Consider the following 20172-nt stretch of genomic DNA (forward strand, 5'->3'; position numbering starts at 1 on the left):
CCGATTATGCGCGCCCCTTCGCGATATTTGGAAGGACCGCCCGGCTAACTAGGGCTGCCGTGGCTGTCCGTAATCGTCGCGCTGAAAAAGGAGACGAAAATGCCCAAGCTCAAGACCAAGAGCGGTGTGAAGAAGCGCTTCAAGTTCACCGCTTCCGGCAAGGTCAAGCACGGCGTCGCTGGCAAGCGTCACCGCCTGATCAGCCACAACGCAAAATATATTCGCCAGAACCGCGGCACGTCCGTGCTGTCGGATTCCGATGTCGCTCACGTGCGCCTCTGGGCGCCCTACGGCCTGAAGTAAGGAGTAGAGGCACATGGCACGCGTAAAACGTGGTACGACCACCAAGGCGAAGCATAAGAGGATTCTGGATCAGGCGAAGGGCTATTATGGCCGTCGCAAGAATACGATCCGTATCGCTCGCCAGGCCGTCGAAAAGGCCGGCCAGTACGCTTATCGCGACCGCAAGGTCAAGAAGCGTACCTTCCGTGGCCTGTGGATCCAGCGCATCAACGCTGGCGTCCGCGCCGAGGGCCTGACCTATTCGCAGTTCATGCACGGCCTGAAGCTGGCCGGCGTCGATCTGGACCGCAAGGTCCTGGCCGACATTGCGATGCACGAAGGCGAGGCGTTTAGCGCCATCATCGCCCAGGCGAAGGCTGCGCTGCCCGCGGCCTGAGCATAGAACGGTCGAAAGATCGTCCAAGGGGCGCCGGGGCAGATGCCTTCGGCGCCCTTTTTGTTTTGTTCAGCATCTCCGGTTCGCTTCGAGCGAAGTCGAGAAGCTAGCGCTATCGGGGGGACAGGCTTGCTGTTCATCGGCTTTGGCGGTGCGCTGCTAGGCGCGCGGGTCTGACCCTTTCCTTGGCGCTCGCGCCCGGCTAAGGCGCGCTCAATATTTCGCCTTCGCGGGAATGATGAATACTCATGAGTGAAATTGCCAATCTGAAAGCCGGCCTGATCGCCGACATCAATGCCGCCGACACGCTCGACGCGCTTGAAGCCCTGCGCGTTGGGGCCATGGGCAAGAATGGCGTCGTGACGGGGCTGCTCAAGACATTGGGGCCGATGAGCCCCGAGGAGCGGCTGGAGAAGGGACCGCCGATCCAGGATTTGCGGGAAAGCGTGACGGCTGCGCTGGCCGAGCGGAAGGCGGCGCTGGAGCAGGCGGCCCTCGACGCGAAGCTTGCGGCGGAAAAGATCGACATGACCTTGCCCGCTGATCTCGGCGCGCAGGGGTCGGTGCATCCGGTGAGCCAGGTCATGGATGAACTGGCAGAGATTTTCGCGGACCTTGGCTTCTCCGTCGCGACAGGGCCGGAGGTCGAGGATCAATGGCATAATTTCACGGCGCTCAACATGCCGGAAACGCACCCGGCGCGAGCGATGCATGATACCTTCTATCTGCGCGCCGAAGAAGGCGTGGAACCGAGGGTGCTGCGCACCCATACTTCGCCGGTGCAGATCCGGACGATGATGAATGGTGAGCCGCCGATCCGCATCATCGCGCCGGGACGGGTCTATCGGTCGGACAGCGATGCGACGCATACGCCGATGTTCCACCAGATCGAGGGGCTGGTGATCGACAAGGGCATTACCCTGGGCCACCTCAAATGGACGCTGGAGACTTTCCTTAAGGCTTTCTTCGAGCGTGACGATATCGTTTTGCGGCTGCGGCCGAGCTACTTCCCCTTTACCGAGCCTTCGGTTGAGGTGGACGTCGGCTACACGCTCACCAACGGCCAGCGGGTGATTGGCGGCGATGGCGATGCGCAGGGCGGCGGCTGGCTGGAAGTGCTGGGCAGCGGCATGGTCAACCGCCGGGTGATCGAGGCATGCGGGCTGGACCCGGATGAGTGGCAGGGCTTTGCCTTTGGCACTGGCGTCGATCGGCTTGCGATGCTGAAATATGGGATGAACGACTTGCGCGCTTTCTTCGACGGCGACCTGCGCTGGCTGAGACATTATGGCTTCTCGGCGCTGGACGTGCCGACGCTGAGCGGAGGAGTGGGCGCATGAAGTTCACGCTGAGCTGGCTCAAGACCCACCTCAATACCGATGCGGACCTGCCGACGATCCTTAAGGGCCTGACGAACATCGGCCTGGAGGTCGAGGGCGTGGAGAATCCGGCGGAAAAGCTGGACGCTTTCCGCATCGCCAGGGTGCTAACGGCGGAACCGCATCCGCAGGCGGACAAGTTGCAGGTGCTGACCGTGGATGCGGGCGATGGCGCCCTTCAGGTCGTTTGCGGTGCTGCCAACGCCCGCGCCGGGTTGGTTGGCGTGTTCGGGACCGAGGGCGCGGTGGTGCCGGTGAATGGCATGGTTTTGAAGAAGACCGCCATTCGCGGGGTCGAGTCCAACGGCATGATGTGTTCGTTCCGGGAACTGGAACTGGGCGAAGATCATGAAGGAATTATCGAATTAAACGCGGATTCTCCGGTGGGTGAGGTCTATGCCCGGTGGGCGGGGCTGGACGACCCGGTGATTGATGTGAGTATAACACCTAATCGCCAGGACTGCATGGGCGTACGGGGGATTGCGCGGGATCTGGCGGCGGCGGGATTGGGGACGCTCAATCCTATCATCATACCGGCTGTAGAGGGCGTGGGTCCGGGGCCGGATGTGCGGATCGAGGATGCGGATGGCTGTCCGGCTTTCTTCGCGCGGACGGTGCGGGGCGTCAGCAATGGCCAATCCCCTGAATGGATGGCGAAGCGGCTCAAGGCCATTGGGCAGAAGCCGATCAGCACGCTGGTCGATATCACCAATTATCTGATGATCGATCTTGGGCGTCCGCTGCATGTCTATGACATGGCCACGCTGAAAGGGCCATTGACGGCGCGCCGGGGCAAGGCTGGCGAAGAGGTGGTGGCGCTCAACGGCAAGACCTACACGGTCGATGAGACGATGACCGTCATCGCTGACGATGAGGCGGTGCACGATATCGGCGGCATCATGGGCGGCGAACATTCGGGCGCGACGGAAGCCACGACCGATGTGCTGATCGAATGCGCCTATTTCACGCCGGAGCGGATCGCGGTGACGGGGCAGAAGCTGGCCCTGACCAGCGACGCGCGTGGACGGTTCGAGCGCGGGGTTGACCCGGCTTTCCTCGACGATGGCCTGTCGATCGCAACCGATCTGGTGGTGAAGCTGTGCGGCGGCAGTGCTAGCGAGGCTACGCGCACCGGCACCCCGCCCGCCGCCAACAAAGTCATCCGCTACGAACCGTCACAATGCCTGACGCTGGCTGGCGTTTATGTCGGCGATGATGAGCAGCGCCGCATATTGGAAAGCCTGGGCTTTGGCGTGGAAGCACATGACGCCACATTCGAATATGAAGATGGCATGCCGGTGACGACGTCGGCGCATTGGATGGTCGGCGTGCCAAGCTGGCGGCGGGATGTCGATGGCTGGCCCGATCTGGTCGAGGAGGTCGTAAGGATCGTCGGATTGGATCAGGTGCCGTCCACTCCCCTGCCCCGCATGCCCGGTGTGGCGCGGCCGACGGCGACAGCGGAACAGCTGGTCGAACGGCGGGTGCGGCGGACGGCGGCGGCGCGCGGGCTGGCCGAGGCGATCAACTGGTCCTTCATTTCCGAGAAGGAAGCGGCTTCCGTGGGGGGCGGCGACTGGACGCTCGCCAATCCGATTTCCGAAGATCTGAAGGTCATGCGGCCTTCGCTGCTTCCGGGGCTGCTGTCCGCGGCGCGGCGGAATATGGACCGGGGCGCGGCTTCGGTGCGGCTGTTCGAACTGGGGCGGCGCTATTTCTCCGATAAGGAGCGGGCGACGGCTGGATTCGTGCTGGCAGGCGAGAAGACGCCGCGTGGATGGGAGACGGGGAAGGCGCAGGCCTTCACCGCCTTTGATGCGAAGGCCGAGGTGATCGCACTGCTTTCCGCCGCTGGAGCGCCAGTCGCGAACCTGCAGAGCTTTGGCGACGCTTCGGGTGCTTATCATCCGGGGCAGTCGGGAACGTTGCGGCTGGGGCCTAAGGTGGTGCTGGCCGAATTCGGCGTGCTGCATCCTTCGCTGGCTAAGCAATTTGGTTTGACCGGCGTGGTGGTTGCCGGCGAGATCTTCCTCGACGCGATTCCAGCGAAGCGGAAGAATGGCTTCATGCGTGCGCCCTATGCGCCGCCCGCGCTGCAGGCAGTAAAGCGGGACTTTGCCTTTGTCGTGGATGAGGCGGTCGAGGCGGATGCGCTGGTTCGTGCGGTCAGAGGCGCGGACAAGAAGGCGATTGTCGATGCGCGACTGTTCGATGTATTTGTCGGGCCGGGCGTGGACGACGGGCGCAAGAGCCTGGCCATTGAGGTGACGTTGCAGCCTGGGGAGAAGAGCTTTTCTCAGGAGGAGCTGGATGCGATCAGCGTTGCGGTGGTGAAGGCGGCGGAGAAGCTGGGGGCGGCGTTGCGGGGGTAACTCGGCGGCTCGCAGTTAAGCGTTTCTCCACTTCGCTCGAAACGAACGGGGTAGGGAAGGGCTGAACCTGCGGCAGTTCCCTTGCCGTCACCCCGGGCTTGACCCGGGACCCCGCTTGTCTTCAGCCATGCGAGCGAGGAAGCGGGACCCCGGATCAAGTCCGGGGTGACGATCTTGATGGACCCAGTGAACATCATACAGGGGGTGTGCGGTGGACGAGTTGGTGACGATCGCTTCGGATGGGCTCACCGCCAGCATCAATCCCTTGGGTGCGGAACTGTGGTCGCTCACGGACGCGCAGGGCCGCGAGCTGATGACCGATGCTGATCCGCGCTGGTGGACGGGGCATGCGCCTTTGCTCTTTCCCTTTGTCGGGCGCTCGCGCGGCGACGTATATCGGCTGGACGGGCGTGACTTTCCGATGCCGCAGCATGGCTTTGCCCGGCGCATGGCCTTTGCGCAGATTGAGCATTTGCCGGAATCGGTGGTCTTCCGGCTGGAGGCGGATGCGGCGACGCGGGCGGTCTATCCGTTCGACTTTCGGTTGGACATGCAGTTCGCGGTCGCGGGCGGCACGTTGATGATGACGGCCACCGTTGCGAACAGGGGCGAGGCGGACATGCCCTTTTCCTTTGGCTATCACCCGGCCTTTGCGTGGCCGCTGCCCTATGGCGGCGCGGCAGAGGCGCATGTCGTGGAGTTTGAGAAGGCGGAGCTCGCGCCGATCCGGAAGGTGGGGGACGAGCCGGGCCTGATCGCGCGGGAAAGCGTGGCATCTCCGGTGAAGGGCAAGGTCCTGCATCCCACCCGTGCGATGTTCGAGGGCGATGCGCTGATCTGGGACGAGTTGGAGAGCGACAGCCTGTATTGGGGCGTGCCGCGGCGGACGCGGTTGAAGATCGACTTTCCCGATACACCCTGGTTGGGGCTGTGGCAGAAGCCGGGCGCGCCTTATCTGTGCGTCGAGCCTTGGGCGGGGATGGCTGATTTGGTCGGGTTCGAGGGAGATGTCTGGAACAAGCAGGGTATCATGCGCCTGCTGCCGGGGGATGAACGGCGGTTCCGCATGGACGTGACTGTGGCTGAGGGCTGAAAAGCCGGTGCGCTCCTGCGAAGGCAGGAGCCCAGTTCCAGGCTCAGTGGGTTTATGCGGCGTCGGGACTGGGTTCCTGCCTTCGCAGGAACGCGTGCCCCATGGCGGCGCGCTGGCGAATCTCGCACGACACGCTATATGGCCCGCCATGACCATCCCATCCCGCCGTACCTTCGCGATCATTTCCCATCCTGACGCGGGTAAGACCACGCTGACCGAAAAGCTGCTGCTGGAGGGCGGCGCGATCCATCTGGCCGGTGAGGTCAAGGCGCGGGGCGCGAACCGGCGCGCGCGGTCGGACTGGATGAAGATCGAGCAGCAGCGCGGCATTTCCGTAACCAGCTCGGTCATGACGTTCGAGCGGGACGGCATCACGTTCAACCTGCTCGATACGCCGGGGCATGAGGATTTTTCCGAAGATACCTATCGCACGCTGACTGCCGTCGATTCGGCGGTGATGGTGATCGACGCCGCGAAGGGCATCGAGCCGCAGACGCGCAAACTGTTCGAAGTGTGCCGGTTGCGCAACGTGCCGATCATCACCTTCGTCAACAAGGTGGACCGGGAGGGTCGCGACACCTTTGCCCTGCTGGACGAGGTCGCGGACGCTCTGGCGCTGGACGTGTGCCCGATGAGCTGGCCGGTCGGCATGGGCGGCGAGTTTGAGGGGATTTACGATTTCGCCAAGAACCGGCTGCGCCAGCCGTCCGGCGCTTCCAAGGAGTTTGAGGGCAAGGAAGTGTTTGTCGAGGGCATTGATGACGATGCGCTGGCCGAGCATATTTCCGCTCGAGGGCTGGAGAAGCTGCGGGAAGAGGCCGAGCTGGCGGTCGGTGGCTATGCCGATTTCGACCTTGCCGCCTATCGGCATGGCGACCTGACGCCGGTTTATTTTGGGTCGGCGCTGAAGCTGTTCGGTGTCACCGAGCTGATCGACGCGCTCGCGGCCCATGCGCCGCCGCCGCGCGCGCAGCCCGCTGAGCCCGCGCCGGTGGAGCCGGAGAATAGCGAAGTCACCGGCTTCATCTTCAAGGTGCAGGCCAATATGGACCCACAGCATCGTGACCGGATCGCCTTCATGCGGCTGTGTTCGGGCAAGTTCCGGCGGGGCATGAAGCTGACGCCGAGCGGGTCGGGCAAGCCGATCGCGGTGCATTCGCCGATCCTCTTCTTCGCGCAGGACCGCGAGATTGCGGATGAGGCTTTTCCCGGCGACATTATCGGCATTCCCAATCATGGGACGTTGCGGGTCGGCGATACGCTCAGCGAGAAGGCGGGGGTGCGCTTTACGGGTTTGCCGAACTTTGCGCCGGAAATATTGCGGCGCGTGGCGCTGAAGGACCCGACCAAGACCAAGCAGTTGAGGAAGGCGCTGGACGATCTGTCCGAAGAGGGCGTTATCCAGGTTTTCTATCCGGAAATCGGCAGCAGCTGGGTGGTCGGCGTGGTCGGGCAGTTGCAGCTGGACGTGCTGATTTCGCGGCTGGAGGCGGAATATAAGGTGGCGGCGGGGCTGGAGGCTTCGCCCTTCGACACCGCGCGCTGGATTTCCGGGGAGGAGGCGGCGGTGAAGGATCTGGCGTCGTTCAACGTCTCCAATATGGCGAAGGATCGCGACGGCAATCTGGTCTTCATGGCCAAGAGCGCCTGGGACGTGGGTTACCAGCAGGAACGGCATCCGAAGGTCAGGTTCAGCGCGACCAAGGAGCGCTGAGGGCAGGGACGGCGCGATATGACCGCCATCCTCTACAGTTTCCGCCGCTGCCCCTATGCCATGCGGGCGCGGATGGCGCTGATCATCAGCGGGCAGCAGGTGGAGCTGCGCGAGATCGTGCTGCGCGACAAGCCGGATGCCATGCTGGCGCTCTCACCCAAAGGCACTGTGCCGGTGCTGGCGCTGCCCGGCGGGGCGGTGATTGACGAGAGCCTGGACATCATGCGCTGGGCGCTCCGGGAGTATGATCCGGAGCGGTGGCTGGATGGGGATGACGCGACGTTGATCGCTGCCAATGACGGGCCATTCAAGCAGCATCTCGATCGCTATAAATATGCGGGGCGCTATGGCTCGGACCCGTTGGAGCACCGCGCTCGCGCGATGGAACTGTTGGACGGGCTGGAGGCGCGGCTGGGGGACGATGACTTTCTGTGTGGACCGCGCAGGACGCTGGCTGATATCGCCCTTTTCCCCTTTGTGCGGCAATTTGCCCGTACGGAGCCAGAATGGTTTGACGCGCACCCCCTGCCTCGGGTGCAGGCATGGCTGCGGGTTCTGATGGGATCGGAGTTGTTTGCCCGCGCCATGACGCGCAGGCCCGCGTGGCAGCCGGGCGACGCGGCGGTCTGGCTTTAACTCGCCTTACCGGCGCAGCAGGAAGACGGCGTGTTCGGCGAACAGATTGGCGTTCGCGTGGGTGGTTTCCTTGTCGCCCTTCAGGAACCATTGGCCATCGATGGTCCAGCCGCGATCCTTCACCAGCGCGCGGAAATCATCGACCGTTACGTGGTGGATGTTGAGCGTGTCATACCAGGTGTCGGGCAGCAGCCGCGTCACCGGCATGCGGCCGCCCCAGAGCAGCGAGAGCCTTCCGCGCCAATGGGCGAAGTTGGGGAAGGAGACGAAGGCCTGGCGGCCGATGCGGAGCAGTTCCTCGACCACCAAGTCCGGGCGGCGCGTGGTCTGCAACGTCTGGCTGAGGATCGCATAGTCGAAGCTGGCGTCGGGATAATAGGCCAAGTCGGTGTCGGCGTCGCCCTGCACGACTGACAGGCCACGGCCGACGGCGGCGGCGACATTGCCCGCGTCCAGTTCCAGCCCGCGCGCGTCCACCTGTTTCGTGTCGCGCAGCGCGGCCATGAGCGCGCCGTCGCCGCAGCCAACGTCGAGCACGCGCGCGCCCGGCGTTACCGTGCGGGCAATCAGGGCAAGATCCGGCCGAAGCGTCTCGCTCACGCGCGGCCGCCCTTGAGGAAGCCATCGACGACGCGGTTCAGCTCCGGGCATTCGAGCAGGAAGGCGTCATGGCCGAAGGGGCTGGACAGCTCGACGAAGCTCGCCTGCGCGCCGCTGGCGTTGAGGGCGTGGACGATGATGCGAGATTCCGCCGTGGGGTAGAGCCAGTCGGTGTCGAAGCTGACCAGGCAGAAGCGCGCCTTGGACGGGGCGAAAGCGGTGGCGAGGCTGCCGCCATGATCCTCCGCAATGTCATAATAATCCATGGCGCGGGTGATGTAGAGGTAGCTGTTGGCGTCGAACCGCTCGACAAAGCTCAGGCCCTGGTGGCGCAGATAGCTTTCCACCTGGAAGTCAGCGTCGAAGCCGAAGGTCTTGGCGTCGCGCCCCTGCAGGCGGCGGCCGAATTTCTCGGTGAGCCCCGCTTCGGAGAGGTAGGTGATGTGTGCGGCCATGCGCGCGACGGCGAGGCCCGCGCTCGGCACCTGAGCGTCGGTATAATAGTCACCGCCGCGCCAGTTGGGATCGGCCATGATCGCCTGACGCCCGACTTCGTGGAAGGCAATGTTCTGCGCGCTGTGGCGCGCGGTCGAGGCGATGACGATGCAGCTTTCCACGCGATCTGGGAAGATGGTCGGCCAGCTAAGCGCCTGCATGCCGCCCATGGAGCCACCGATGACAGCGGCGAGGCGGCCGACGCCCAGATGATCGAGCAGCAGCGCCTGCGCGCGCACCATGTCGGCGATGGTGAGCACCGGGAAGCGCATCGCATAGGGGGCGTTGCTCGATGGATCGAGGCTGGCGGGGCCGCTGGAACCCATGCAGCTGCCTATGACATTGGCGCACACGATGAAGTGGCGCGCGGGATCGATGGGCTTCCCCTCTCCCACCATGCGCCACCACCAGCCGGGCTTGCCGGTGACGGGATGGTCGGATGCGACATATTGATCGCCCGTCAGCGCGTGGCAGATGAGGATGGCGTTGCTCTTGTCCGCATTCATCGCGCCATAGGTTTCATAGGCGATATCAACGGGGCTGAGCGCCGCGCCGCTGTCCAGCCGCAGGGGTCCGGGCAGGCGGACCTGGCGGCGGAGGCCGAAACGGCTGTCGTCGGGGATGGAGGCGCTGGCCATGGTGCAAGCGGGCTAGGACCGTGGAGGGATGCTGTCAATCGGCTGGGGATGGGCTAGGACGGGGGCATGAGCCAGAGCCGCATTCCCATCGTCGCCTATGGTGCCCTGTCCCCTTATCTGGAGGAGCAGCTGAAGGCCCGTTTCATCGTGCATGCGGTGGCGGCGGAGGCTGATCCCGAAGCGTTGCCCGAAGAGGTACGGGAGGCACGGGCGCTGGTGTCTTTCGGGGCGGTTGGCGCCTCTGCCGCCATCATGGACGCGCTGCCCCGGCTGGAGATGATCGGCCTGTTTTCGGTGGGCTATGACAAGGTGGACATCGCCCATGCGCGGGCCAAGGGCATCAGCGTCAGCAATACGCCCGATGTGCTTACCGATGATGTGGCGGATCTGGCCGTGGGGCTGCTCTATGCGACGGTGCGCAATATCGCCGCCAATGACCGGATAGTGCGGTCGGGCCGTTGGGCGCGCGGTGGGAAAGTGCCGCTGAGCGGTAGCGTCACCGGGCGGCGGATCGGGATTTTGGGGCTGGGCCGGATCGGGCGCGCGATTGCGCGGCGGTTGGAGCCGGTCGCGGGCGAGATTATCTATCATAACCGCAAAGCTGCCTCCGAAACTTCTTACCGTTATGTTGCGGATCCGATCGCGTTTGCGCGGGAAAGCGAGGCGATCATCGTCGCGACATCGGGCGGGCCGGAAGCGCACAGGCTGGTCGATGCGGCAATGCTGGACGCGTTGGGGCCGCAGGGCGTGCTGATCAATATCAGCCGGGGGAGCGTGATCGACGAGGATGCGCTGGTGGCGGCGCTGATCGATGGCCGGATCGGGGGCGCCGGACTGGACGTATTTGCGCAGGAGCCGCATGTGCCCGAGGCGCTGCTGACGATGGACCATGTGGTGCTGCAACCGCATCAGGGGAGCGCGACGGAAAGGACGCGCAGGGCGATGGCGGACCTGGTGCTCGCCAATCTGGACGCCTGGGCTGCGGGCGAGCCGCTGGTGACGCCGGTGCCTTAGCAGCGCTTTGCCTTTGATGCGGATGACGCTAAAGCCCAGCCATGACGAAACCTGCACCCAAAGAATGGATTCTGGGCATTTCGCCCTATGTGCCCGGCAAGGCTGCGGCCGATGACGGGCGCCCGCTGATCAAGCTGAGCGCAAATGAGAATCCGCTGGGCACCGGCGCGGCGGCGCGAGCGGCGTTGATCGCGGCGACGGCGGACCTTGCGACCTATCCCGATCCGGGCGCGGCGAAGATGCGGGAGGCCATTGCGGCGGTGCACGGGCTGGACCCGGCGCGGGTGATCTATGGCACCGGTTCCGACGAGCTGCTGCACATCGCCGCGAGCGCCTATGCCGGGCCGGGCGATGAGGTGCTGTATGTCCATTACGGCTTTTCCGTCTATGACATTGCCGCGCGGCGCGTGGGTGCCACGCCGGTCATCGCTCCGGACAGGGATTATGCGACGGACGTCGAGGCGGTGCTGGCCTGCGTGACGGAGAAGACCAAGGTCGTCTTTATCGCCAATCCCAACAACCCCACTGGCACGATGACGCCGCGTGAGGAGATTGCGCGGCTGCATGCGGCGTTGCGGCCCGACATATTGTTCGTGCTGGATCAGGCCTATGCCGAATATCTGGACGCGGACGAGGATGATGCGGGGCTGGAACTGGCGAAGTCGGCGGCGAACGTCTTCGTCACGCGCACCTTCTCGAAAATCTACGGACTGGCCGCCGAGCGGGTCGGCTGGGGCTATGCGAGTGCGGAGATCATCGATGCGCTGCACCGCATCCGCGCGCCGTTCAACGTGACCGCGGCGGGACAGGCGGCGGCGATCGCGGCAGTGAAGGATCAGGCCTGGGTCGAGGCGAGCCGGACGCATAACCGGAAGTGGCGTGCATGGCTGGCCGATGAGGTGGCTTCGCTGTCCAACCACGGACTGCGGGCAGTGCCGAGCAAGGCGAATTTCATCCTCATCCTGTTCGAAGGCAAGCTGACGGCGGAGGCAGCGATGAAAGGGCTTTGGGACGAAGGCTTTGCGACCCGCTGGCTACCGGGGCAAGGACTGCCCAACGGCCTGCGCATCACCATCGGCACCGAAGAGCAGGTGCGCGCGGTCGCGGCAAAGCTGCGCGCCATGGTAGAGGCTGCCTGAACATGCTGCCGTTCGCGCGCGTCACCATCATCGGCCTTGGCCTGATCGGCTCTTCGCTGGCGCGGGCGATCCGCGAATATATGCCGACTGTCCGGGTGACGGGGCATGATGCCGATCCCAATGTGCGGCAGATCGCGCGGGCGATCGACCTGTGCGACGATGTGACCGACACGGCGGGCGCGAGCGTGACCGACGCCGATCTGGTGGTGCTGTGCGTGCCGGTGCGGGCGATGGGCGCGGCGGCGGCGGAGATCGCGGCGGACCTTCCGCCCGAAGCCATCATCAGCGATGTGGGGTCCTGCAAGGCCGATGTGCTGGCGCAGTTGACGGCCGCCCTGCCGGGTCGGGTCATCATTCCTGCGCATCCCGTTGCGGGGACGGAAAATAGCGGGCCTGAAGCAGGTTTCGCCAGCCTGTTCCAGGGCCGCTGGTGCATCATCACGCCGCCCGCCGGAGCCGATCCAGCCGCAGTCGAGCGCATTTCCGAACTATGGCACCGGGTCGGCGCGGACGTCGAAACCATGGACCCGCAGCATCATGACCTGGTGCTGGCCGTGACCAGCCATCTGCCGCACCTTATCGCCTATACGATCGTTGGCACGGCCAGCGACCTGGAGGATGTAACCCAGTCGGAGGTCATCAAATATTCGGCGGGCGGCTTCCGCGACTTCACCCGCATCGCCGCGTCCGACCCCACCATGTGGCGCGACGTGTTCCTGGCGAACAAGGATGCGGTGCTGGAAATGCTGCAGCGTTTCTCCGAGGACCTGTCCGCATTGCAGCGGGCGATCCGGTGGAATGACGGGGACGCGCTGTTCAACCTGTTCACGAAGACCCGGGCGATCCGCCGGTCGATCATCGAGCAGGGGCAGGATGATCCCAAGCCTGATTTTGGGCGGCGTCATTAGGGCGTGATCGTCTTACACGGAAGCATCGGCATTAAGGTTGGTTTTCCGTCACCCCGGGCTCGAACCGGAGTTTCACTGCCTCGGCAGCGTCAGAAGAGAAGCGGGACCCCGGATCAAGTCCGGGGTGACGATCACTCAAACATGATCATGCCCTAAGGCTTCGCGCCGTTTATCCGGGATCACTCGACCGCGTTTGGGTTGAGCTTGTCAAAGGAATGCGCGGGATTCAGCGCGTTGATCGCGGCATGGACGCGGGATTCAGCCTCGCGGCGATCGAGGCCCGCCGGAATGATCTCGCCCGCCTTGTAGGTGATCGTGCCTGCCCGTTTCATGAATTTGCCGCGCGGGGACAGGCGGCCGCTGTCGATCGCGATCGGAACGACCGGCAGGCGAAGGAGGGAATAGAGGCCCGCGAAGCCCGCACGCAGGGGGGGCGTTTCGCCATGAGGAACGCGCGTGCCTTCTGGAAAGAGGCAGACGGCACGGCCCTGATCGTTTGCGGCGCGAGCGGCGGCTCGCAGCGTCCGCAGGGCGCTGGCCCCAGCGGTACGCTCGACCGGAATAAGGCCGTACAGCCGACCGATACGGCCCCACAAAGGAATGTCGAGCAATTCGCGCTTGGCGGCGATGGCCGGGCGATCGAAAATGCAGAGCAGGTCGATCGTTTCAAACATCGACTCATGCTTGACGATATAGAGATAGTTGCCCAGCGGCAGTTCGCCTTCGATCCGCACCTTTTGCCCGAGAATCCAACGCGCGCAGAATCGGTGAAAACGGCCCCATGCCGTCGCTACGACCGGAACCCCTGCAGGCCATGGCCATGCCACAGCCAGAGCGGCAAGAACCAGCAGCAATGAGCCGCTGTAGAATATCAGCATGAAGACGAGCGAGCGCAGGGCGGTGATCATAAGGCCGTTCTTCAAATCCCGACGAGCGCGGCGGCACGGCGGAGGAGATATTTATTATATTCCCGCATCAGCATCCTGAGGCTGGGTCGGCTCGGCACGGCGTCATAGACGATCGTCAGATTGCCCGGCACCGCTTGCCGCAGTTCAAGCGCGGCGCGGCGCATGTGCCAGTCCGTTGTGATGAGGCGGACGGTGCGGAAGTCCCTGCGCTTCAGCCAATGCGCGGTTTCGATGGCGTTGGAGCGGGTGTCGATCGCTTCACGGCCCAGCGTGATGCAGCAGGAAAATAGCCGTTCGGGCCTTTCATATTGTGCCGCCAGCTCCGCCGGGCGGACGGAACGATCGACGCCGGAGATCAGCATTCGCTTTGCCGCGCCCTCTTCAAGCAGGGCAAGGCCGCGGTCGATCCGGCCCGCGCCGCCCGTCAGCACGACGATGGCGTCTGTCGGGCGGCCGTCGAGCGGCTGGGGCAGGAAGATCGCAAACCAGGCGAAACCCAGCATCCAGGCGAGCAAGGTCACCGCAAAGAGGCGGACGATCATAGCAGCCGCCCCAGGGATCGCAGCACGGTCCACCGTGCGGCCAGCGTCGAGAGCAGGACGCCGCCTATGGGCAGGGTGGCAAGGATCAGCCAACTGCTCCACGGCAGGCTGATCGCTGCCAGCAGATCGGACCCTGTCGCCGCGAGCCGGGTGCCCAGCAGGATGATGACCAGCAACGCGGTGACAAAGCCCAGCAGGCCGCCGAACAGCGCGTCGAGGCCCATGCGCCGCTGGAAGAGCCGGGCGATCTGCACATCGGTGGCGCCCATCAGGTGGAGCACGTCGATGGTCCCGCGATGGCTGTCATGCGCCGCCCGCGCGGCCAACACGACGATGGCGGCGGTGGCGAGGGCCATCAGCAGCACGATGCCAGCCGCAAGTCCGCCCAGCGCGGCGAGCAGGCTGCCGAGGGGCTGGAGGAAGGCGGCGTGCGGCTCTACCCGGATGTTCGGCGAGAGGGTGGCGAGTATGCGGCCCAGCCGCTGCGCCTTGGCTCCTGTCGCGCCGGGCGTCAGTTCGACATCGATCAGCGCCGGGATGGGCAGGTCGCCGCTCGCGGCATCCTGGCCGAGCCACGGGCGGATCTGGTTGGCCAGCGTCACGGGATCGACTGGATGGACGGCGCGAACGTCAGCGGTTTTGCGTAACAGCCGGGCGGCAGCGCCGCTCAGCGCTTCGCGCCGGTCGGCATTGGCCTCCACGATCTGGACCGTGGCGCGTCCGGCAAGGTCGGCGCCGACTGCTTGCACCGCCGCCGCAAGGCCAAGGCCGGAGGCGGCGGCAAGGACGGTCAGGAACATCATGATCGCGATGACCCAGGGCATCGGGCCTGCGACCCGGCCTTCGGGCAGCAGCCGGTGCCGGGCGGCGGCGGCGGCGCGGCGGTCTGCGCCCGTCATGACGGTGCGGCCCCTTGCGGGCGGGGCGGGTAGCGAAGCGATCCGGTGGGATCGGACAGGCGGCCCTTGTCCAGCCGCATCATCTGCGCGCCTTCGACCTGGCCGATCAGCGGCAGGTCGTGGGTGGCGACGACGATGGTGGTGCCAAGACGGTTGAGCGCTTCGAACAGGGTGAGCAGGCGGCGGGCCATGTCGGCATCGACGTTGCCGGTGGGCTCGTCGGCGACGAGTATCTCGGGGCGGGCGATGACGGCGCGGGCGATGGCGACGCGCTGCTGCTCTCCGCCCGACAGGGTCGCGGGACGCGCCTGACCCCGGTCGCCCAGGCCCACCCAGTTGAGCATTTCGGAGACCGAGGCGTCGATTTCGCTTTCCGCCATGCCAGCGACACGCAGGGGCAAGGCGATATTGTCATAGGCGGACAGGTGCGCGACCAGCCGGAAATCCTGGAAGACGACGCCGATGCGGCGGCGAAAGCCGGGAAGACGCTTGCGGGGCAGCGTCACCACATCCTCCCCGAACAGGCGAATGACGCCACGACTGGGACGCTGGGCGAGGTAGAGGAGCTTCAGCAGCGATGTCTTGCCCGCGCCCGACGCGCCGGTCAGGAAATAGAAGCCGCCACCATGCAGCGAGAAGCTGACGTCGGACAGGGTTTCGCTGTCCAGACCATAGCGCAGGCCGACATTTTCGAACTGTACGATCGCCGACATGCTTCGATTATGCGCCCGCGCGCTCCCTGCTGCCCCTTGGTGCAGCCATGGCACAGCGAGCAGGCAGGCGTAAAGCGCGAAGCGCCATCATCCGCCGAGTCGCGGCATCTTGGGCCTGCCCATTCAATGCCGCTTGCCCTCGAGTCCAAGCCATGGCTATGAAGCGTCATGATCCTGGTGTGTCCCAATTGCGCCACGCGCTATATTGTGCCGGACAGCGCCGTCGGCCCCGATGGCCGCCAGGTTCGCTGCGCCTCCTGCAAACATAGCTGGTTCCAGGAAGGCGCGGCTCTGCCGGTCAGGGAAGAGGCCGTGGCGATGGGGGAAGCGCCCATTGCCGCTGAAACTCGCCCTGCCCCGCCTCCGCCGCCCCCTGTTGCCGCCACTCCACCTCCACCCCCGGCGCCCGTCGAGGTTCAGGCTGATCCGGCGCCTGTGGCAGAAGCGGTTGCCGCATCGACGCCTGAGCCCGTGGCGGCAGCGCCGGTCGATAATCGCGTCGATGATATTTACGGCCGAAGGCACGAGGAGCCTGCGGAAAGCTATGCCGCGCCCGTCAGGCCGCGCCGCAATTACCTGAAGCTGTGGACCTATGCGGCGGTGCTGTTCTGCCTGGCGGTTGGCGGCGTGGGTGGCGCGCTCTGGTATTTCGGGACGCCAAGCTGGGCGGTCAATCTTGGCTTTGTTTCCGAGGAAGGCGATCCGGACCTGCTATTCTACCTGTCCAAGCCTGCGGAGCGGCGCAAGCTGCCCACGGGCGAGGAATATTTCGCCTTTGGCGCGCGGATCGTGAACAGCGGGAAGCAGACGCTGCCGGTGCCGCCGGTTCTGGTGCAGTTGCGCGATCAGCAGAACCGGCTGGTGTTCAGCTGGACGACGAAGGCGGATCGCACCAGCCTGAAACCGGGCGAGGAAGCGTCGATCAACGAAAGCCGGATCGACATTCCGAAAAATGCCGAGAATTTGTCGCTGACCTTCGTTCAGTAAGCGTCGCCAGCCTCGTTCACCCCTTTTCCGTTCGGGCTGAGCCTGTCGAAACCCCTTCTTTTTCAAGAAAGTAAAGCCCTTCGACAAGCTCAGGGCGAACGGTCATTGTGGGGCGGATGATTTCACGGATAGCTGACCGTCTTGGGCCGCCCCTGCGGGATGGGGATGAATTCCTGATCGTCACCGGGAATGAGGGGGAAGCGCATGGCTTCCCAATCCTCGCGCGCCTGATAGAGGCGGTCGGTGGATGAAGAGACGAAGTTCCACCAGACATGGCGCGGCGTTTTGAAGGCTTCGCCCCCGCAATATATCACGCGGCCACCATCGACGCTCATTAACGTGGCGCGGGTGCCGGGACGCAGGACGTAGAGCGTCTGAGGCAGGAGGGCGACGCCATCGAGCGCGGCGTCTCCGCCAGCGACATAGATGGCGCGCTCGTCCGCATCGGTATCGATCGGCACGTTCCCGCCCGGTGACAGCTGAATATCGGCATAGATGGTGTCGGCATAGGTCGTGACCGGCGAGGATGCGCCCCAGAGGCTGCCCATGATGACGCGCGCGCTCGCCCGGCCGCAGTCGATGACGGGCAAGCCCCCTTCGCTGACATGTTCGAAGGCTGGCGCCATTTCCTCAATGCCATCGGGCAGGGCGAGCCATGTCTGAATGGCCGAGATTTTGGACTCGCGTGCACGGTCGCTGTCGGGGGAGCGTTCGGAATGGACGATGCCGCTGCCCGCAGTCATCAGGTTGACCGCGCCCGGCTCGATTAACTGCTCCGTGCCCAAGGAGTCCCGATGCAGGAAGGCGCCTTCGAACATATAGGTGACCGTCGAGAGATTGATGTGCGGGTGCGGGCGCACGTCGATGCCTTGGCCCGCGCCGATCTTGGCGGGTCCGGCCTGATCGAAGAAGATGAAGGGGCCGACCATCGTCCGGCCCGGCGCGGGCAGTGAACGATGGACGCGGAAGTCGCCCAGATCATGGGTGGTCGGGCTGATGGTCTGGATGACGAGGTCGTCTAGGGTCATGGATGTTCCCTTATGCTTCGCCGGGCGCGCGGGCCTTGATGGCCAGCGCGTGGACCTTGTCGCGCAGCAGATCGGCGAGCGCGGCGTTGACGAGGCGCTGGCGCGCGACGCGGTTTTTGCCCGCAAACTCGCCCGAGACGATCTCCACCGTGAAGTGGCTTTCACCCGACCCGTCATGGCCCGCATGGCCGCGATGCTTTTCGCTGTCATCGATCACGGCGAGTTGCTCTGGCGACAGGGCGGCGCGCAGCCGATCCTCGATCTCTGTGGCCACGGGGCCTTTCAGTTGGGTGCTCATCGCCCCTATATAGGCCCTTTGTTCCATCATGCATCAGGGCAATCTTGTCTACCGACCCGTACTCGACCCGCCGTTTCAACCGCTTCCATGGCCGCGTGGAAAGCGACCGCCCCTGCGCGGTCGATGGATGCGCCGAGCCCGGCGAATTTCGCGCGCCTCCTTTGGAAGACGCCCGGCCAAATCAGGAAGGCCCCCGCTGGCGCTGGCTGTGCCTCGACCATGTGCGTGAGTTCAACCAGGGCTATAATTTCTTCACCGGCATGAGCCCGGATGAGATCGCCGCCGCCCAGCGTCCCTTTGCGGGATGGGAGCGGGAGACGCGCGCTTTTTCATCGAATGCCACCAGCCCACCGCCCAAATGGTCCGACTTTCAGGACCCGCTCGATGCGATCGGCGCCAAGTTCAAGGAGCGGGTGGCAAAGGCACGGGCCGACGCGCAAATGCGCGAGGACGGCAAGTTCCTGTCCAACGAGGATCGCAAGGCGCTGTCTGTCATGGGCCTGCCCATCGACGCGGATCGCAAGGCGTTGCGTCAGCGTTATACCGAACTGCTGCGCCGCTATCATCCCGACCATAATGGCGGCGACCGCAGCCACGAAAGCGCATTGCAGGGCGTGATCGAGGCCTATGGCCTGCTGCGCAAGGCAGCTGCCTTCGCGTGAAGGGCGTAGATTAAAAGATAAACCAGCCGATCAACAAACCACACTGCACGACCGCGATCAGCATCAACTGCGTGGAAAATGGTTCCTTGCGGGTCTTGTGACGGAATAGCTGACGAGCGATCAGTGCGCCCGGCGTGCCTCCGATCAGTGCCAAGCCCAGGAGATCAGCTTCCCTAACGCGACGGCCACCAGACCTTGCCCGCGCCTTGTCATGGCCAAAGCACAGGATGGTCCAAAGGTTAATGGCCACGAAGCCCAATGCCAAAAAAATCGGATAGGTCATTCCGGTGGCCTATATATTTTTCGTAAAGTTGGTCTGAAGACACGGTTACGGCCGAGGCGTCAGGCCATTTCGCGAAAATGGGCCGCTTGATCGGGGCAAAGGGAGGCCCCACTATATCGACACGCCCTTCCTGGATCGGTTAGGGGCCATAAAGATCATTCAGAAAGACCCGTTCGCATGACCGACATTCCCAACGTCCAGCCCGATACCCGATCAGAGACGCTGCTGGCCGCGCCCGACCGGGAGGTGGATGCGCGGGAAGTGTTCGGCATTGACGTCGATCTGAAAATCCCCGCCTTTTCCGAAGCGGACGAGCGCGTTCCCGATCTCGACCCCGCTTATGTGTTCGACCCGGACACCACGCTCGCGATTCTGGCAGGCTTTGCCTATAACCGGCGCGTCATGGTGCAGGGCTATCATGGCACCGGCAAGTCGAGCCATATCGAGCAGGTCGCGGCGCGGCTGCGCTGGCCCTGTATCCGCATCAACCTGGACGCCCATATCAGCCGTATCGATCTGGTCGGCCGCGATGCCATCGTGCTGCGCGACGGACAGCAGGTGACGGAGTTTCGTGAAGGGCTGCTGCCCTGGGCGCTGCAACGGCCGGTCGCGCTGGTGTTCGACGAATATGATGCGGGACGCCCGGACGTCATGTTCGTGATCCAGCGTGTGCTGGAAGCCGATGGCAAGATGACGCTGCTGGACCAGAATCGCGTGATCCGGCCCAACCCGCATTTCCGCCTGTTCGCGACCGCCAACACGGTCGGGTTGGGCGATACGACCGGCCTGTATCATGGCACGCAGCAGATCAACCAGGGTCAGATGGACCGGTGGAATCTGGTCGTGACGCTGAACTATCTGCCCGCCGCGACCGAGGCGCAGATCGTCCTCGCCAAGTCGGGCGAATATGATCATGAGGGCGGCCGCAAGGAAGTCGAGAATATGATCAAGGTGGCGGAACTGACCCGTCAGGGCTTCGTCAACGGCGACATCTCGACCGTGATGAGCCCGCGCACCGTGATCAGCTGGGCTCAGAATGCGCTGATCTTCAAGAATATCGGCTTTGCCTTCCGCCTGTCCTTCCTCAACAAATGCGATGAGGCGGAACGGCCGCTGGTGGCGGAATATTATCAGCGCGTGTTCGGCAAGGACCTGCCCGAAAGCGTCGCCCACCGGGCGGCCTGA

General features: G+C 64.5%; 22 protein-coding genes. 13 read left to right on the top strand and 9 right to left on the bottom strand.

Annotation, left to right across the window (positions count from 1 at the left end):
• Positions 1-99: 99 nt before the first annotated feature.
• From rpmI to ACZ5YV_RS11190, 7 genes are all read left to right on the top strand, one after another.
• Positions 100-303 (top strand): 50S ribosomal protein L35, encoded by a 204-nt coding sequence (gene rpmI / locus ACZ5YV_RS11160; RefSeq protein WP_183955972.1) that lies wholly within the window; start codon positions 100-102, stop codon positions 301-303.
• A 13-nt stretch (positions 304-316) separates the two neighbouring features.
• On the top strand, positions 317-679 hold the full coding sequence (gene rplT / locus ACZ5YV_RS11165; protein ID WP_022682430.1) for a 50S ribosomal protein L20: 363 nt from the start codon (positions 317-319) through the stop codon (positions 677-679).
• Positions 680-927: 248 nt separating this feature from the next.
• The gene (gene pheS / locus ACZ5YV_RS11170) at positions 928-2019 is read left to right on the top strand and encodes a phenylalanine--tRNA ligase subunit alpha (RefSeq protein ID WP_464787679.1); all 1092 of its coding nucleotides are present in this window, start codon (positions 928-930) and stop codon (positions 2017-2019) included.
• Positions 2016-4430, top strand: coding sequence for a phenylalanine--tRNA ligase subunit beta (pheT, locus tag ACZ5YV_RS11175; protein WP_464787680.1), 2415 nt, complete (start codon positions 2016-2018; stop codon positions 4428-4430). The genes pheS and pheT overlap by 4 nt, the downstream gene beginning before the upstream one ends.
• Positions 4431-4641: 211 nt before the next feature.
• Complete coding sequence (locus ACZ5YV_RS11180; RefSeq protein ID WP_464787681.1) at positions 4642-5523, top strand: aldose 1-epimerase family protein; 882 nt, start codon at positions 4642-4644, stop codon at positions 5521-5523.
• A gap of 148 nt (positions 5524-5671) precedes the next feature.
• Positions 5672-7237: a peptide chain release factor 3 gene (locus tag ACZ5YV_RS11185; protein WP_464787682.1), complete on the top strand. Its 1566-nt coding sequence runs from the start codon at positions 5672-5674 to the stop codon at positions 7235-7237.
• An 18-nt stretch (positions 7238-7255) separates the two neighbouring features.
• The gene (locus tag ACZ5YV_RS11190) at positions 7256-7873 is read left to right on the top strand and encodes a glutathione S-transferase (RefSeq protein WP_464787683.1); all 618 of its coding nucleotides are present in this window, start codon (positions 7256-7258) and stop codon (positions 7871-7873) included.
• Positions 7874-7879: 6 nt separating this feature from the next.
• On the opposite strand, the gene metW is transcribed toward ACZ5YV_RS11190, so the two are convergent.
• Both metW and metX read right to left on the bottom strand, forming a co-directional pair.
• Positions 7880-8473 (bottom strand): methionine biosynthesis protein MetW, encoded by a 594-nt coding sequence (gene metW, locus ACZ5YV_RS11195; RefSeq protein ID WP_464787684.1) that lies wholly within the window; start codon positions 8471-8473, stop codon positions 7880-7882.
• Positions 8470-9606 carry a homoserine O-acetyltransferase MetX gene (gene metX / locus ACZ5YV_RS11200; RefSeq protein ID WP_464787685.1) on the bottom strand — a complete coding sequence of 379 codons (1137 nt, stop codon included), beginning with the start codon at positions 9604-9606 and terminating at the stop codon, positions 8470-8472. The genes metW and metX overlap by 4 nt, the downstream gene beginning before the upstream one ends.
• A 66-nt stretch (positions 9607-9672) precedes the next feature.
• Here metX and ACZ5YV_RS11205 point away from each other — a divergent pair, with 66 nt between their 5' ends.
• The 3 genes from ACZ5YV_RS11205 to ACZ5YV_RS11215 are packed head-to-tail and all read left to right on the top strand — an operon-like array spanning position 9673 to position 12667.
• Entirely contained in the window at positions 9673-10620 is a 948-nt protein-coding gene (locus ACZ5YV_RS11205) for a 2-hydroxyacid dehydrogenase (protein ID WP_464787686.1), read from the top strand.
• Between the two features lie 41 nt (positions 10621-10661).
• On the top strand, positions 10662-11759 hold the full coding sequence (gene hisC, locus ACZ5YV_RS11210) for a histidinol-phosphate transaminase (protein WP_464787687.1): 1098 nt from the start codon (positions 10662-10664) through the stop codon (positions 11757-11759).
• Positions 11760-11761: 2 nt separating this feature from the next.
• The gene (locus ACZ5YV_RS11215; RefSeq protein ID WP_464787688.1) at positions 11762-12667 is read left to right on the top strand and encodes a prephenate/arogenate dehydrogenase family protein; all 906 of its coding nucleotides are present in this window, start codon (positions 11762-11764) and stop codon (positions 12665-12667) included.
• A 179-nt stretch (positions 12668-12846) separates the two neighbouring features.
• On the opposite strand, the gene ACZ5YV_RS11220 is transcribed toward ACZ5YV_RS11215, so the two are convergent.
• From ACZ5YV_RS11220 to ftsE, 4 genes are read right to left on the bottom strand one after another with little or no spacing between them, the layout of a single operon-like run.
• Positions 12847-13575: a lysophospholipid acyltransferase family protein gene (locus ACZ5YV_RS11220; protein WP_464787689.1), complete on the bottom strand. Its 729-nt coding sequence runs from the start codon at positions 13573-13575 to the stop codon at positions 12847-12849.
• A gap of 11 nt (positions 13576-13586) precedes the next feature.
• Positions 13587-14117 (bottom strand): YdcF family protein, encoded by a 531-nt coding sequence (locus ACZ5YV_RS11225; protein WP_464787690.1) that lies wholly within the window; start codon positions 14115-14117, stop codon positions 13587-13589.
• Complete coding sequence (locus ACZ5YV_RS11230; protein ID WP_464787691.1) at positions 14114-15016, bottom strand: cell division protein FtsX; 903 nt, start codon at positions 15014-15016, stop codon at positions 14114-14116. Before ACZ5YV_RS11230 ends, ACZ5YV_RS11225 begins: the two co-directional genes overlap by 4 nt.
• Positions 15013-15729, bottom strand: a complete 717-nt coding sequence (gene ftsE / locus ACZ5YV_RS11235; protein WP_464787692.1) for a cell division ATP-binding protein FtsE — start codon at positions 15727-15729, stop codon at positions 15013-15015. Before ftsE ends, ACZ5YV_RS11230 begins: the two co-directional genes overlap by 4 nt.
• Positions 15730-15897: 168 nt before the next feature.
• Between ftsE and ACZ5YV_RS11240 the strand changes: the two genes are divergently transcribed.
• On the top strand, positions 15898-16716 hold the full coding sequence (locus ACZ5YV_RS11240) for an MJ0042-type zinc finger domain-containing protein (RefSeq protein WP_464787693.1): 819 nt from the start codon (positions 15898-15900) through the stop codon (positions 16714-16716).
• Positions 16717-16838: 122 nt separating this feature from the next.
• Here the strand turns inward: ACZ5YV_RS11240 and ACZ5YV_RS11245 are convergent, their stop codons facing one another.
• Both ACZ5YV_RS11245 and ACZ5YV_RS11250 read right to left on the bottom strand, forming a co-directional pair.
• Complete coding sequence (locus ACZ5YV_RS11245; protein ID WP_464787694.1) at positions 16839-17744, bottom strand: pirin family protein; 906 nt, start codon at positions 17742-17744, stop codon at positions 16839-16841.
• A gap of 10 nt (positions 17745-17754) precedes the next feature.
• On the bottom strand, positions 17755-18042 hold the full coding sequence (locus ACZ5YV_RS11250) for a BolA family protein (protein ID WP_464787695.1): 288 nt from the start codon (positions 18040-18042) through the stop codon (positions 17755-17757).
• A gap of 44 nt (positions 18043-18086) precedes the next feature.
• Between ACZ5YV_RS11250 and ACZ5YV_RS11255 the strand changes: the two genes are divergently transcribed.
• Complete coding sequence (locus tag ACZ5YV_RS11255; RefSeq protein WP_464787696.1) at positions 18087-18704, top strand: DnaJ domain-containing protein; 618 nt, start codon at positions 18087-18089, stop codon at positions 18702-18704.
• Between the two features lie 10 nt (positions 18705-18714).
• Here the strand turns inward: ACZ5YV_RS11255 and ACZ5YV_RS11260 are convergent, their stop codons facing one another.
• Complete coding sequence (locus ACZ5YV_RS11260; protein WP_464787697.1) at positions 18715-18987, bottom strand: DUF1294 domain-containing protein; 273 nt, start codon at positions 18985-18987, stop codon at positions 18715-18717.
• A gap of 177 nt (positions 18988-19164) precedes the next feature.
• On the opposite strand from ACZ5YV_RS11260, the gene cobS reads away from it, so the two are divergent.
• Complete coding sequence (gene cobS / locus ACZ5YV_RS11265) at positions 19165-20172, top strand: cobaltochelatase subunit CobS (protein WP_464787698.1); 1008 nt, start codon at positions 19165-19167, stop codon at positions 20170-20172.

This window comes from Sphingobium sp. TomTYG46 (genome assembly GCF_055396345.1).